Source organism: Butyrivibrio fibrisolvens, assembly GCF_037113525.1.
Lineage (GTDB): Bacteria > Bacillota > Clostridia > Lachnospirales > Lachnospiraceae > Butyrivibrio > Butyrivibrio fibrisolvens.
On the sequence record NZ_CP146963.1, the window covers coordinates 3,095,189 to 3,110,884 of the forward strand.

The following is a 15,696-nucleotide window of genomic DNA, read 5'->3' on the forward strand; positions in this document are numbered from 1 at the left end:
ATTACTCTCCCTTCCGGAAAGAAAACTGCCTGAACACAGGAATAGCACCATATCTTCCCTCAAGATAAGCTTTACTAAGCTTCTTGTCATATCTTTCCTTGAATCTGTCCAGAGAATAAATCTTGCTGGCATTGTCAGCATCTCTTTCTACAAACCATATCTCATCCCTACGGAAAAGAACCTGATCCATTATCGTATCTTCATGAGTAGTAAACACAAGCTGCATTCTTACACCATCATGAGCTTCCATGAAAAGTTTCAGAAAATGCTCTGTCAGCTTTGGATGCAAGCTGCGCTCTAGCTCATCAACAACAAATACAGTATCAGGTCGCTCTGTAAGGAGCATATCTATCAGATCAAACAATCTCTTTGTTCCATCTGATTCCTCAGAGAAATTGAAATCAAAAACAGATTTGCCATGCTTAAGGACAAGAGTAGAGATCTCAGGTTCTTCACCCTCTTTAATGCGAATATTAAAGAAACCGCCTTCAACTCTCCAGGTCATCTGAATACTTGGAAGGTTACTCATCTGAAGCTGAGCTTTCAACTGTGAAAAGATTCCCTGAACAACTTCAGCAGGAATCATCTTGCCCATCTCATCTATAGTAATCTGCCTTGTTTTTATCTCGGTAACACCGGTATCAAAAGTCTGGATCAGTTTGCTTATGTTCTCCAGAGATTCATCATTATAGTATGCTTCAGTATTTGAAATACCAATGTTTGGATTGATGACGATGATATTATTCATGATCCAGTTGAAAGCTTCTACAAAGAATATCAGCTTGGAATTCTCAGGATATTTCTTTCCTCGGTTCATTTCAGTCAGGAATAATTGTGTATCCTGACCGGCAAAGTCTTCTGAATAAACACTGAATCTACTCTTCTCAGCTGCAGAAAGCTTTACTGTTTCACCAAGGATCGGTGCATTTCCAGCTTCTCTTATGAACAATTGATGCGCACTGCCATCCTGCATCAATTCATACAGCCACTCTTCAGAAATCTTTCTTTGGCTAAGTATTGTTGAAAAGCCATAAGCATAGAAAGTATCTCCCACAGTAAACTGGATTTCAAATACGCTTTCTCGAGTTTTGTTATCTTTACGATTCCTACAAAAATCGGTTGCTGATCCTACAGGTAACCCTTCCATCAAAGCAGCTTTAATAAAAGCAAATGCCACAACAAGATTAGATTTTCCGGAAGCATTAGCCCCATAAACAATCGCATTTTTCAAAAGCTGAGTCTGCTTGATCTTCACACGATGACTCTTATTCCCCTGCATCTTGCTAGAAGAAATCATTGATAATTCTTCTTTCTGATCAAAAGATTTGAAGTTCTCAACCGATAATTTGACCAACATAATAAGCGCCTCCTTCCAGGCTGTTCTTTAATTTAATTATAATATTTCCGAAGACGAAATACAATATTTTACTTGCTTATTTAGAGATTTTTTCTCTTTATGACCATGTAAATCAATCATTTTTGTCGTTTCATCTTCATTTATCCTCTCCTGAGCATTAAAATCCGCATCCGCATCCATATCAAAATCCATATCTAGGCACACCTAAACACTTAACCTTTCATTTTAGCCACTGCTCGCATCTGGGCCAGCATGATCTTTTTAGTCCTCTGTGGTTTTTACTGTATTTCCCAGTCAGAGAATAAAAAAACCAGCAAAGGGATAAACGTTTACACAGTGTGATTAACTCCACTTTTAAACATTCATCCATTTGCCGGATTCTTCCCGATGCTCTGCTCGCTAATCAATATGATTTAGGAAAAAACTTGTCAGCACCCTTTCCTGCCGTTCTTGTGATCATCAATAGAACAAGCCCCCGGCGTACCATACTCAATAAGTCCCGCATCAGCCGGGTCTATCGATACCCTGCCATCCTCAAATACAAAAGCAGGGATACCCACATCACCGATTTCCTTGCAATGATCAAATGCAGGATTGGTATCACGAAGTCTTGTGAAAGCACCCATGTTACGGATATTCTCACCGATGTTTATGTACTCGAATTCATCTTCTCTGCCCTTGATCTGCTCATGGACGTAATCACAATATGGGCAAGTGGGCATACCGTAGATCTTGATCATATAGACCTCCTATCATTGACATATACCAATAACATTAATCCACATCTCAGCTTCTCTTCCAGGTCTTGAGTCACCACCAACTACGCGGCTTGCAATCTCAAATCCCGCTTCCTCAAAAAGCTTAGTAGCGCTCTCCTCAGTAAAATCACTAAACACTCTCTCACCCCTGACAGTCGTTCCCTCACCATACTTAAAGGATGCGTAAATAGCTCCACCAGGTTTTAGAGCCTTCTTCATCCTCTGTAATACATCAGGAAGATCATCTGAAGGCACATGCAGCAGCGAAGCACACGCCCAGATTCCATCGAATTCCTTGTCAAAAGAAATATCTTCAAAACACATATTAAGAACTTCCCTGCCAATATACTCAGAAGCCCTCTTGCACATCTCCTTGGATGCATCAAAAGCTACAACATCATATCCTTCTGACAAAAAAGCCTTACTATCTCTACCACTTCCGCAGCCAGCATCAAGGATCTTGCCCCCATCAGGAACATATTTCAAAAAGCCGCCTCTTACTCCTGACATATCAGCATTCACAGATCCCTCAAAGAAGCTGTCTGCGTTATTGTTATAATATTCAATGTTCTTATCTATCATACTAACCTCAAGCCACATATCAAAGTCTACCTATTCCAAATCTCATACCCCTGCCTTCTGGCAGAGTCATACACCGGCTGCATATTCTTCTCAAGAATCCCAAAGAACTCCTCTTTAGAATTCCCCTTACGATACAGCTCCTGCCCTGCCCAAATAGAATGCAGATTGTCACGAAGGCAAGACTCAAAAAGCTTATGAATATGCTCCTTGTCATGGATCATCTCGTATAACAGATACTGATTCTGGGCAAATCTCCTGAAGAAAGGATCCCACTTTGGAAGCCTGTTATTCTTAGCAGAATTAAGCGACGAATCCATCGGCATAAGATTCCACAGCTCATCATTCATAACAAAAGACCACGGAATAAAATGATCCACATCATAACTCTTAGTCTTTATAGGATCATCCGTAAACACATCTATCACATTGCTGCATTCAAGAATTCCATCCCACAGCTTATGAACCCTGTCAAGCTTACGCATCTTCTCATCCATAGGCGCAAGCTTATATACAAGCCCCGGAACTTCAGGATTATTGTTCTGAAGCCACTTAACCTTCTCATACTGAATCCAGCCCAGAATCGCCACAGTGTTATCCTGAATCATCTTGATCCAGGCCGGTTCAAAATATACTTCCTTCTTAAGCTTACTGGAATCACCAAGAGTATACGGCAATAAAACCACTTCACTACTTATACTTTTGATATATGCCGTCATCCTCCTGATACTGCCCCACTCAGCTTTCTCCTCAGACCTTGAGAAAAAACCTGCAAGAGCCCTGTAAGGAACCATGTTAGTAAGCTGCTCTTTAGATTCTTTCAACTCACTGTCATGCTCTTTGATGGCATTTACAATCTCAACCTTAGAAGCGTTAGAAGGAAGACCGCTTAGATCCGACAGCTTAAGAATAGCCCGTTCCAGACCATCTCTTATCTGTCCATCAAGCTGTATACCACTTAAATGGATATGGAACTCACGAACAGAATACCAGGCACTTGCGATCATCTCATTTATGATGTCATCAAAAGTAGTCTCACTTACGCCTTCAGAGATCAGCTTCACTATTGCGTCAAGCCAGTAGAACTTGTAGCAATAGGAAGGATCCTTCATCATAAGTGAGAAGCCCTCAATATCTAAAGAGCTGTAATACTTATTATCAACCTCTAGATGGTATTCTTTTCCAGTTGAAAAAATATCGTCACTCATAGGCCGTTATGATTACCTGTAAAAAAATCGCTGTTTGTTATTTTTAATATACATTCTTTTAATATAAAAAAATAGTCCTAAAGTATATATCTGGATTACCTTAGGACTAATCATGTCTTAAAACCATTAACACTATTGCATTTACACTTAAATAATTTTAATAGGTTCAAAAACTCTATATTACGCCATACCAATACATGTATTTCTTCATAATAAAAATAGAAACAATAAATCTTTATAAACTATCACGAACCTACTGAATATCTAACGCTATCAGCTGCACTTTCAGCACTTTCGGCTGCACTTCTAGCACTTGAGGCTTCATCTCTCGCACTTTCAGCAGCACACCTTGCATCCCCAGCTTCGTCTTTTGCACTTTCAGCTGCATCTTTAGCACTTTCAGCTGCATCTTTAGCACTTTCGGCTGCATCCTTGGCATTATCGGCAGCACACTTTGCCCACCAAGCTTCATCTTTTGCACTTTCAGCAGCTTCCTTAGCACTTTCGGCCTCGATCTCTGCATTTTCAGCAGCATCTTTTGCATTAACAGCTTCATCTCTTGCTTCTTTAGCAACTTGTTTCGTATCTAAAACATTATGATCGATTTGATTTATTTCTTCACTAATGCTATCCAATCTTCTTTTTATATCAGAATCATTTAAAGAGCTATTTATTGAATCAGTCATTTCATCAATCCGAGTTGTTAATGACTTTGTGACTTTATTAATATCATTATTAACAGTTTCAAAAAGGTACGATATCCTTTCTGTTATTTGTTCATGCGTCAATTGATTTTCTAGTCGCTCTAAACGACCAGCGTATCCATCGAGAGCAACCATAACATTTGTAAGCAATTCCTTATTATCCATCGTCATCAAAATTTCTTTTCTTGTTTCTATATCTTCTTTTATATGCTGGATCTGTTGATTGCAATCATTTTGGATATTTTCTATATCTTTATCGCACTTTTCTTGAATAGCTTCTTTTTCTTTAACACATTCTTGACGGATAGACTCTATATTTTTAGCACAGTCCTGTTGAATAGATTCTATATTTCTGGCACATTCCTGTTGAACAGATTCTATTTTTTTAGCATGCATATCATTCAGATTTCTAATTTGGCTTTCGCATCTTTCATTTGCTGCTTTTTCTGCTTGCTCAGAAGCATAGAATGCAGCTGAAACATCATTTTGAGCCTTCTTAGTAATAAACTTATTCTTTCTGCTTAGGCGTACACAAACCACCAAAAGAATTATTACCAAAATAAAAAGGATGATGTCTCCATATAAATAATAAGTATAATCCATGTAAATTCACCTCCGATATCACTAACCATTTTCAGAAGTTTAATCACATTATTACTAATTCTTTATCTACCGATACATGAAATAAACTGTCTGTTAATAATATGAAATTACAACCACCGCGTCTGGATCAAACCAATCACCTTTAATAAATTCTGAATCGCCATCTATAGAAACATGATAAACAGAGTCTCCAAATCCTCTAACTACTGTTGCGAGTAACGATATTTGATGACTAGTTTTTATATTACTAAACCCCATTGCCTTAAATTCTTCTATTGCGGCATCTAAGTTTTTTCCATCGCACCAAACTTCAGACACTGTGACTTGTATCTGTCCATCATGTGGTAGAAATTCATTTGAAAATCGTCTTACAGGATGAAATATTAGGCAGAAAGCAAAACTCAAAACAAAAATAATCGCACTTGCTAAAGCTATGCCTTTTTTGATTTTAAGAGAGTATTGTCTTTTATATTTTTCAAATTCCACATACTGCCATCCTTGCTCAACAGTTCTATAAGTATCGCTTTTTATTCTCTGCTTTTTTACAGTGTCGCTTTCATCTATAAACAATTTTGTACCACAATAAGGGCAAAACATAATTTGCCTGTCATTTCCCCTCTCTAATGGTGCATTACAATTCCTACATTGCATTTTAATAATTCTCACTACACTTCCTCACATTTAGCTTTAAATGACCTTGAACCTTGTATCAACTTTATAGTTTTAATCTACGTCCGTTTTAATATTTGAATGATCCAAGTCTACCACACGTCGGTCAATCGGTATATAGTCATTTCGATGATGTTTTTTCGTTTTTCTCTTGTTGTAATAGTCATTTTTAATCTCTTCCCTACATTCCCCATACTTGTACTCTTTATGTGATTATTTTTAATCACTTACTTTACAAACAAGAATACCCATATGCCTTTAAATCGGATTTATCTATAAATGGCATTAACACCATATTTTTCGTACTGTCCTATGCGATAATCACGTACAAAATCTGCATCTAACTCCCATTTCGAAATAGCAAGCTCATATTTGCTGTCGTACTGCCTTTGGCTAATAAAGAAATCCAAATATCCTATAATTTCACTCTTGGATAAAATACCATTATCAATCATCTGTGCTAAAATCTTATGCCTAGTTTTTTCTGTTAAACCATCACTTTGGTTAACCGTGTACCCGCATTGCATAAGAACTGACTCACTAGATAGTTCCAATGAACCATTTACACTATTTCCCTCATAGGTATTAGAATCAATTATTCGGCAACAAGGTATACCAAGATTTTTTAATTTTTCGTAAGTACTATTCATAATAAAATAGGTATTACAGACTGGACAGAAGCCTGCAGAAATACGCTTGGTGACTGTCATTGCATCTTGTTTGTTCTTTATTAACGAAATAGCCGCCTCAATATTCTGAACTTTATGCCCATTAAATCTACATTTAAAAATATTACGTCTCACAACAAAGTTTTTCATGCCTATTTGAGAAAGCTTATTTATTTCATCTCCACTCACATCATTTATGCTATCATTATATGAATTTGGAACAGGCTTCGCTTTGCGAATAATAAGATTTATTATTTTCCCTGCAGTTCTTGAATCTATCTCTCGTCCATTTAATGAATAATAGATTTTACCTATATCCTTTTGCTCAACAAAAATTATATCTTCGCTCTCGTATGTTCTTCTATATCCGGATTCTGTGGGAACGTATTGCTTTTTCCAGTGATCAATTTTACTAATTCTACTAAGCAACAGTTGCTGATCAGAAACTTTTTTATTAGATTTCATAGCATACACCTTTTTCAATGCAATTATTGTCTGACTTCAAACGAAAAACGCAAAAAGAGGAGCCATAGCTCCTCTCCACAAAAATATTATATCATTATTTAGTTAATTAGCGTTATATATTATCGTTGTCGATACTATATTCCTGTCTGCAATAACATCTCCATATTATTCAACTATAAATACGCTTGCTCTTTATCTCTCAACATCACTAGCCGGAATCTCAATCTCATCAACAAACTTCCCTTTAGCCAACGCCTTGACACCATCCTCTTCTTCCATAGAGCATCTGGTCAGAAGAATAATATATCTGATAAGTGAAACCGCAGGATTCCCTTCATTCTGCTTTATTGATTTATAAATATCACCGTATTCCCCTAACTTTATTCCTTCAAATGAATTGATAATGCACTGATCCAAATACTCTAAAGAATCATCGTCTTCACAAGCATCTGCTAATCTGTCAAAAATCGCATCTTCAGAAAGATAAAAGCTCGGAATACCTGCAACCTCAACATTTGTCAGCCAAAAAGACCTAGAACCATCTGTAACTTTTACAGCAGCAATTATATTTTCATCCACAGGGCCACAAGCCATCCCGCCACCTTCAAAACCACACTTCACTTCGTCAACAAAATATTTACCCATTTTAAAAATGCTCCTTTAAGATTATTTTATGTAAATAAAGCAACAACACCTATTATGATACCAATCGGAAGAGACAACATTAGCATCAAACTCGTCAGGCACCCTCCTGAACTTTTCGGTCTTCCGCCTTTGTTACTACCTTTCATACTGTCTTTATGTATCTCATTCAGCATGAACAGATCAAATAGCTCATCATCTTCATCACCATCATTGAAAATCCCCATAAGCTCTACCTCACTATGTTGATCTTAATAATAATTATACTCTTCAGATTTATCAGGAATATACTCATACCAATCATGATCCAGGCAATCTTCTATTGTTGGGCAGAAAGCTTCTCTGGTTGAAAACGCTTTATCCTTAAAGTATGTATATCTCATCATAGTCCTTCTATCATATGATCTAAAATCCATACCTATAACAACGATCATATTTAATAAATAATAATCATCTCTTATAAACATTCGATAGCAAGGATCAACACCTTCTCTACTATTATCATATTCGGGCTTGGTCCAGATATTTAATATATCTCCAAATGTATATTTTCTTTCTGTTGAAACTTGAGGATCAAGTTCGCCATTATATAACTTTTTAAACTCTGTATCATAACCATCATAATGTAAAAAATTCATACTATTCTCCTTTTTATTTGTAATCACAGCAATAGTTACCGCTTTCTTAAGTTTCTGGTCAGCTTGCAATCAAGCAATTTCCAGCATTGAAAAATCAAACACATCACCAAGGGTACTTCCAAAGCTCTTAGGCTCCATAACTTCCTTGATCTTCTTAAGAGTCTTATCAAACAAAGCTTTGTCATTGAAGATAGTCAGCAATTCTGCAGTATTTCTGGCATCATCCAGAGCATCATGCTCTCTTCCTGCAAAATCAACTCCTGCCATGTCCAAAGCCATCTTCAGAGAGACCTGTCTCTCAAATCCAAGATGTGAGTCGAACTCATCCTGAAAATCTGACCACTTCCTGCCAAGAACAACCTGTTCCTTATCAGAAATCTCATATTCCTTCAGAAGCATCTCACCTCCTATCTGATCATAATCTGACTCGCTCCAGGCATAAATCGTAATATCGTCCCCTGTTCCAAGGCACCAGCTTGTAAACATCTTTAGAGCCTCTGAAAATAAAGGTGCATTCTGAACCATTTCATCAGTAATTCCGGTAAGCTTTGTAATCTTCTTGGTAATGCCATCGTTATATACCGGCTTCACATATGTTCGAAATGAAGATATCTCCTTGTAATTCTCATCAAGCATTACAGCTCCGATCTCTATGATCTCACTTGTACAGATATTTCTTGCCCATGACTTATGACTGATAGTATTCATTTCTAAATCAACAACTATATGCTTCATCCTGCACCTCCTGTTTAATGGCTTTTGTTTGTTCCCTGTTCTTTATATATACATAGTAGTCCTAGAGCTTCATCCAAATTCCGAATTATATATTGCCATTTCCATGCAGTCGATTAGAATATAATTAAGACCGATCAAAACAAAGACACAGAATTTAACTGTATATTTCTAATTCAAAGTTTCAATAACGGATCAATCCACGCATCTTACGACCCTAATGAGGAAAATCATGGCAAAGAAAGACTTTAAGCAAATCGTACTAAACTACCTGCTACAGTACCCAAACGAAAACGTAAATAGAGATACCTTAATAGCTGAAACCGAGATTTCAAAATCAAGATTAAGTGAAATACTTGAATCTATAAGACAAGATGGCTATACCATCACTACGCCTCCAAGAAGCGGAATTATAAAGCTTGAAACTACAGATGACCAGGTAGTCCTACCTGCAATAAAGGACTCCGACATCAGGCAATGGCTCATACTGTTCCTTCTCTCACACTTTGGCCCTCTAAGCTTCAGAGAACTGATACTTAAAACCCTCTGTATAAAAGAATATGCACCAGATTACTCATTAAAGATAAATGATAAGAAGGCTTATGATGATAACAACCTAATTAAGTCAATAAGACATCAGAAGTCATCAAATAATTCTGATGAAGACATTGATGTTGCAGGCGATTATATCTCCATAACCACTTTGAGAAAAGATCTGAACATTCTTATAAAAAGTGGCCTTGTAGAACTGAATAATGGTAGAAAAAGCACCTATAAACTTATCTCTGAAATCCCACCCATAATTACCATCTCTGAAGACAGTTTATATAATTTCTGCCAAGAGCATGAAGAACATCTGTCCATAACTTCTGATTTATCATCTGTTACGCAAGCTTATAACAAAATAAAAAAACTAATAGCATGGGATGACTCTGAACATAAGCAACGCAGTTTTGGTAAGATCAACCAGATAAGTAAAAAACAAATCAAAAAATTCAATGCTTTTATAAGTCATCCATATAAAACAAACCGCATAACTCTTCATTCAGAATATGATGGCAAAGTAAGACATGATACCGTCTCAGTTGCTCTACTCTACTACAGTGTAGAAAATGGTATCTTCTATGCATTATGTTATAACCACACACAAGACAGGATCGAAGCAGACAGATTAGAATATATTGATACAATCACTGACGAAAAGCAAAAAAATACCATCTTCCACTCTCAAGAATATTTACAGATATATAACGATATGTTTGGTCCCGGTTTAGACAAGGATCTATATCATGTTAAAGTACTTTTTGCAGACTTTGGAAATAACATAACAAGATTCTATAATCTGGCCACCATTCGTAAACACGCCTCCATGAGGAAGATAGATAACCCACCTGATGGATGTCCATACAAATATGTTTATGAAGATGATCTTCGCGGCTTAGATGACTTTGCAAGATTTTTAAGAAGCTTTGGGTACTCCGTACTGGCACTGGAGCCGCCTGAATTAAAGGAAAGAATGATGAATACCTACAACTGGATTATTGAAAAGAATGAAGAGATGGATGGTATATCAAATGAAAAATAATAACACTATTGATATGTTAACAGATATAATTGCCCTGATTAATTCTGAAGATTATGATGCTACAATTCCAAATCTGGCAGAGACTTGCAACGTTCCAATAGAATTCGTTCGCAAATGCATATTAAGATTAATTCAGAATTCTATATTGTCATCCTGTATAAATGGAGAAGATCCAACATCACCTGACCCAGACTATTCTTTTATGGATGAATACTTAGAAAACAAAGATCGCATATCCGCTGGCATCCTAAAGGGACATTATGACCATATATTATGGACTATTGATCTTAAGGTTCTTGATCACAACGAAAGCCAGCTACTATCGCTTACAGCTCTCCAATATAGTGCCATAGAAGAATTAGACGAGTCTAAAAATTCTTTCAAATATGGCGCCATATATGAAACAAAAAATAATATCAGAAAAGTAGAAAAAAACGAACGTAAGAATCAAGACCTAATCCAAGTAGCAATTGACAGCCGTACTGCTATCTCATTTAATTACAAAACAAAAGGCGGAAAAATTGAAAGCCACACAGGATTCCCAGTTAACATTGCAACTAATGTCATTGAAAACTGGATATACTTTGAGCTTGCAAATGAAACAAGTATTTACAGACTTGACCGAATTACAGGTTCTGTCAAGTCTGTAAATAGTGATGAATCCTTTCCAAAACTCAAAGACAATCCAAATAAAAAATTTATGTGGGGCGCGTCTTTTAATGAAAATGAAAGTGAAAAGCCTGTACATGTAAAACTAGTCATCTCTGATAAGAGGCAAAACCTGATCCACAAAATTAAAAATGATATTCGCCACCGCAAAGGCATATGCTCTTTCACCAAAAGAGGTGACTTTTATTATTACGAAGACGATATAATTGGCATTGGCGAATTCAGACGCTGGCTACGAAGCTATGGTTCCTCAATTCAAGTCATTGAACCTTCGTATATCAGGAAGAGCATAACCGAAAAGGCTTATGAAACTCTTTCCTATTATCAGGAATCTGAGAAATGGAAAGACCTATAATCCTTAACTTGCGAGGAGCTTATCCAGCTCCTCTGGCAAGATTCCAAGGAAATAATTCTCCAGGTGTTCCCATATCTCATCACTGGTAAACTGATTCTGGAACAGGAAGGAAAGCATTGCAACAGAGATCTTATGTCTGTTTACAACATTATTAAGCAGATCGTTCCTGTATAACTCAGGCTTATCACGTACAATTCTCATGTTCTTGGTCTCATTAACATAGATATATATCTGGCTGTTAGTTCCGCCAAGCGACTTAAAGCGAAGAACTCCAAAAGCCTCAAGAATTCCAAGAACAGTAAGATATTCCTTTGTCTTATTACTATTGTTCTCGTTAGTTACATAAATGCGTCCATCCCTAACTTCCTCTGTAATCATCCTGAAATTCTTCTCAATCCAGTAAATAAAATCTCTGGATGCAGGATTGAATCTATAAATAACCTTATCATTTCTGATAGCTCGACTATCAAACATCTTGCTATTCATTCCCCTGGAATATGATCTTGAGAATGTTGTAATAGCTGCAAGGATTACTCGAACGATGTTTTCAGCTCTGTACATGCCTATTCCAGCATTATCTGAGACAAGTTTAGCCATCTCTTCTTCAGATATAAATTTATTATTTCGTACAGAATAGTTAATGGCATTCTTAACTGCTTCTAAGATATCTGTATATGTATTCACATAATTATTTTCAAAAGATATATCTACAGACATAGCAGTTGAATATCTGAACTCACGATTAAAATCCAGATCATCGCTTCCAGTATAAAGAAGATACTTAAATTTAGGATATGACATTTTATCCTCATAAGATTTCTCCCAGATCTTCTTAAGATTAACTTCACATACGTTATGTTTTAAATCCTTGAGCTGTACACATCCAGGATAACGTCTACCCAGTTTTTCTCTTTCTTTTGGTGCGAAAGAAAGATAGCCATAAGCAAACACTGGTACAGGTTTCATTCTGAACGGAACCATTCCTTTGTTCTCATAATCCTTCTGGATCAGAAGCATAGCAGTCTTAACCTTATTAACTATATCTTCTTCGCCACCGAATGTATTTTCAAATATATATGCAAAGCTCTCTGTATCAACCAGCATCTCATTGCGCTTCTTGGTATGAGTATCTTTCTTATTGGAATATCTGTAATCTTCATACAGCTCCAATATCTTCTTCATCACTTCAACAAGCTGCCCCTTGTAAAGCCTTGAGAGACCATGAAGACGATTGATATGCTGGAAATCATTGCTCATATGCTCGTATATAGCGTGACCATTTATGCTCTCATCTCTTGCAGCTCTTCCAATCTCCTGCATATAATCACATACATTTCCGGTAGGCGCATAATGCGATACAACAGCAATATCAGGAATATCAATACCCATTCCAAAAGCCTTAGTAGCAAGCATAATCATCTTGTCACCGCTAAGAAAAGCCTGGAAACCTGCTTCCTTATCTTCTGCTTTCATCTGACCATGATACTTTGCTACGAATTCAGAAAGATTCTCTGTAATACAATAAGTATAAAAGCGGTCGATAAGTGCAACTGTAGGAAAATATATTAAAGTCTTCTGTCCACGTATTAAGCTTTTTCGAATCATTTTGACCATGGCATTAAACTTATCAAGCTCATATTCAACTTTGTTATGTTTTGACTCTATCTCACTAACCTCTATGGATATATTTCTTCTCTTTAAATATCCAAGGTATGTTATAGGGTCAATCATATGCATACTATTCAGTGTCTCTTTGTACATATCTTCATGACCGCCATATATAGCTGTAGCTGTAAATGTTGCGATCACAAAAGACATAGGCTTTTCTTCTGCCTTGCCTTGAGCTGAGCGAAGCTTACTTACATGATCTCCAAGATACCAATAGTCAGGTCTGAACTGCTTGCCCCAGGTTGTTACAATGTGAGCCTCGTCAATTATTATCATTCCTATCTTTCTTGAACCAATAAGTGACTCAATGCCGCTACGTCCAAGTAATGATTCAGGTGAAAGATATAGAATGCTTACGTCTCCATTCTTAACTTCCTCTAATATCTCCTCTTTAATGACAGGTGAGATATCAGAATTAATAGTTCTTGCTCCATGATATCCCTTCTCTTCAAGTGCCTGAACCTGATCATTCATAAGGCCGATAAGAGGTGTAACAACTATAGTTACCAATTTGTATTTCTCTGCCAGATACATAGCAGGGAGCTGGAACATCAGAGACTTACCTGCACCAGTTGGTGCAGTAACAAAGATATCTCTGGCATTCTTGCGATTTACGCAGTTTTCTACCTGAGAGATCATATCTCCAATAATCTTCTCCTGAGACACTTCGATTATTTTCTTCTCGCCTCTTTCCAGTGCATCGAGATCATAATTTTTGATATTCCGGAACTCTTTATATCCCCAGTACTGCTCCATAAGTTCATTTACTCGAGGATAAGAAATGATCTTATTATAATCTGTATGAAGAGATGAAAGCTTTATCTCCTCACTTACAGCTTCGCCAAATGATACAAGTTCGATCTTCTCATTTCGAAGATCATAGTCTTCAAAGTTATATGAGCAGATATAACCTGACTCTCCTTCATGGAAATCACTGTAGATATAAAGATACTCATCTATATCAGCAAGCTTTTCATCACTTGATACTTCCTCATCAAAATGACTTAATAGTGATCTTGCTATCTCATCATCAATTCTTACATCTACAGGATACTTAAGCGAAAGCTCAGCATTAGTAATTACTACAATATGCTTAAACTGACGTATAACCATTTCATACATGCATACGAATTCATCGAAAGCGATGACCTTAACAGGCATCATAGCAAGTGCCATAAGTCTGGAAATATTATTATCAATGGTATCCTTAATTGCTATCTTGTCATATCCAAGATCTTCAACACTGAATCCTTTTAGTACAAAAAGTGTACTCTCATCGTTCTTTACCTTAATGATATTTTTGATATCTGTAATATAGTTATGCATAAAGTCCCTCCAATCTTCTTCTCTGTGATGGTTTTGATAGTTTTCTAATTGCGGTTGATTCAATCTGGCGGATTCGCTCACGAGTCACATTGTACATATGACCTATTTCTTCCAAAGTCATCCTGTCATTACCTTCAAGTCCAAATCTCATGCTTATGACTGCATGCTCTTTGTCTGATAATGATTCAAGAGCTTTGCTAATCTCTTCTGCAACAACATTGCTCATGACCTCATCTTCAACATTATCTCTGGCAGCTACAAAATCTATTATTTCTGTATCTGCATCAGCATCTTGGTTAGCTATCTTGTTAAGGCTTGTAGTATTAAGATACTGATCAGCATACATTACAAGCCTCTGGATATCCTCGTAGGAATAATCTGTGTCATAGTCACTATTTACATATTCCATAAGTTCATGTATTGTATTTGCTCCATGAAGCTTTCTGCACTTATTAACTCTTATTACCTGCTCAAACATATGAACGGGAAGTCTCATACCATAGCCATCATTCATAACTGCTCTTGTAATCGCTTGACGAATCCAGTTACAAGCATATGTTGAAAGCTTATATCCAAGTGAGACATCGAACTTATCAACCGCAGTCATAAGGCCTATGCTTCCTTCAATATACAAGTCCTCTTCATCCAGGCCGGTAGGTCTATACTGCTTCAATACTCTGGCTGCAATCTTATGTACTAGATTCTTATTATTGATTATCAGTGCATCCTTGGCTTCTTTACTCCCCTGCTGTGCCAACACGCACAATTCTTCATTCGTAAGACCTCGCAAATCACTGCCGTCAAAAAATAAGGTCTTGTTCACAGATTCATCAATAACCTTGAACCCATTCTTAGAAAGGATAGCAAGTACGCTTTCTATCTCATCTTCTTCAAGTCCCTCTACTAGTTCCAGAAAATCATCCTGATTGATTTCCTTGTCTGCATTTGCATACTTACCGATTAAAGCCAAAATAAAAGCTGTATTCATACGCTACCTCCTTTAACTCTGCTCTGTTGTTCTCTTGTTTATGAGATAATCATACAGCTTTAGGTTTATCTATTTTCCGAAT

16 protein-coding genes are annotated in these 15,696 nt (G+C 36.7%); 2 read left to right on the plus strand and 14 right to left on the minus strand.

All coding sequences use genetic code 11. The features are described from left to right. Position 1 precedes the first annotated feature (1 nt). The 12 genes from WAA20_RS12885 to WAA20_RS12940 all read right to left on the minus strand — a co-directional run bounded on the left by WAA20_RS12885 (position 2) and on the right by WAA20_RS12940 (position 9,026). Positions 2–1,357, minus strand: coding sequence for an AAA family ATPase (locus tag WAA20_RS12885; protein ID WP_073386318.1), 1,356 nt, complete (start codon positions 1,355–1,357; stop codon positions 2–4). 36 nt (positions 1,358–1,393) lie between these two features. Beyond that, positions 1,394–1,549, minus strand: a complete 156-nt coding sequence (locus tag WAA20_RS12890) for a hypothetical protein (protein WP_167562679.1) — start codon at positions 1,547–1,549, stop codon at positions 1,394–1,396. Positions 1,550–1,785: 236 nt separating this feature from the next. Further along, a complete protein-coding gene (locus tag WAA20_RS12895) occupies positions 1,786–2,097 on the minus strand; it encodes a glutaredoxin-related protein (protein ID WP_073386316.1) in 312 nt (103 codons plus the stop codon). Between the two features lie 12 nt (positions 2,098–2,109). After that, on the minus strand, positions 2,110–2,697 hold the full coding sequence (locus WAA20_RS12900) for a class I SAM-dependent methyltransferase (protein WP_073386315.1): 588 nt from the start codon (positions 2,695–2,697) through the stop codon (positions 2,110–2,112). A gap of 26 nt (positions 2,698–2,723) precedes the next feature. Next, on the minus strand, positions 2,724–3,902 hold the full coding sequence (locus tag WAA20_RS12905) for an HNH endonuclease domain-containing protein (protein ID WP_207649276.1): 1,179 nt from the start codon (positions 3,900–3,902) through the stop codon (positions 2,724–2,726). A gap of 245 nt (positions 3,903–4,147) precedes the next feature. Next, positions 4,148–5,209, minus strand: a complete 1,062-nt coding sequence (locus WAA20_RS12910) for a hypothetical protein (RefSeq protein ID WP_073386313.1) — start codon at positions 5,207–5,209, stop codon at positions 4,148–4,150. Positions 5,210–5,302: 93 nt separating this feature from the next. Continuing rightward, positions 5,303–5,875: a hypothetical protein gene (locus tag WAA20_RS12915; RefSeq protein ID WP_139263662.1), complete on the minus strand. Its 573-nt coding sequence runs from the start codon at positions 5,873–5,875 to the stop codon at positions 5,303–5,305. A gap of 272 nt (positions 5,876–6,147) precedes the next feature. Beyond that, positions 6,148–7,011, minus strand: a complete 864-nt coding sequence (locus WAA20_RS12920; protein ID WP_073386309.1) for a hypothetical protein — start codon at positions 7,009–7,011, stop codon at positions 6,148–6,150. Between the two features lie 192 nt (positions 7,012–7,203). Further along, positions 7,204–7,656 carry a hypothetical protein gene (locus tag WAA20_RS12925; RefSeq protein WP_073386307.1) on the minus strand — a complete coding sequence of 151 codons (453 nt, stop codon included), beginning with the start codon at positions 7,654–7,656 and terminating at the stop codon, positions 7,204–7,206. A 26-nt stretch (positions 7,657–7,682) separates the two neighbouring features. Further along, positions 7,683–7,880 carry a hypothetical protein gene (locus tag WAA20_RS12930; protein WP_073386305.1) on the minus strand — a complete coding sequence of 66 codons (198 nt, stop codon included), beginning with the start codon at positions 7,878–7,880 and terminating at the stop codon, positions 7,683–7,685. Between the two features lie 24 nt (positions 7,881–7,904). Continuing rightward, on the minus strand, positions 7,905–8,291 hold the full coding sequence (locus tag WAA20_RS12935) for a hypothetical protein (protein WP_073386303.1): 387 nt from the start codon (positions 8,289–8,291) through the stop codon (positions 7,905–7,907). A gap of 69 nt (positions 8,292–8,360) precedes the next feature. Further along, entirely contained in the window at positions 8,361–9,026 is a 666-nt protein-coding gene (locus tag WAA20_RS12940) for a 3'-5' exonuclease (protein WP_073386301.1), read from the minus strand. A gap of 229 nt (positions 9,027–9,255) precedes the next feature. On the opposite strand from WAA20_RS12940, the gene WAA20_RS12945 reads away from it, so the two are divergent. Next, positions 9,256–10,608 carry a WYL domain-containing protein gene (locus WAA20_RS12945; protein WP_073386299.1) on the plus strand — a complete coding sequence of 451 codons (1,353 nt, stop codon included), beginning with the start codon at positions 9,256–9,258 and terminating at the stop codon, positions 10,606–10,608. Next, positions 10,598–11,632, plus strand: a complete 1,035-nt coding sequence (locus WAA20_RS12950; RefSeq protein WP_167562678.1) for a WYL domain-containing protein — start codon at positions 10,598–10,600, stop codon at positions 11,630–11,632. Before WAA20_RS12945 ends, WAA20_RS12950 begins: the two co-directional genes overlap by 11 nt. Positions 11,633–11,635: 3 nt before the next feature. Here the strand turns inward: WAA20_RS12950 and WAA20_RS12955 are convergent, their stop codons facing one another. Next, positions 11,636–14,626 carry a DEAD/DEAH box helicase gene (locus WAA20_RS12955; RefSeq protein WP_073386296.1) on the minus strand — a complete coding sequence of 997 codons (2,991 nt, stop codon included), beginning with the start codon at positions 14,624–14,626 and terminating at the stop codon, positions 11,636–11,638. Next, the gene (locus tag WAA20_RS12960; RefSeq protein WP_073386294.1) at positions 14,619–15,614 is read right to left on the minus strand and encodes a sigma-70 family RNA polymerase sigma factor; all 996 of its coding nucleotides are present in this window, start codon (positions 15,612–15,614) and stop codon (positions 14,619–14,621) included. The genes WAA20_RS12955 and WAA20_RS12960 overlap by 8 nt, the downstream gene beginning before the upstream one ends. Between the last annotated feature and the right edge of the window lie 82 nt (positions 15,615–15,696).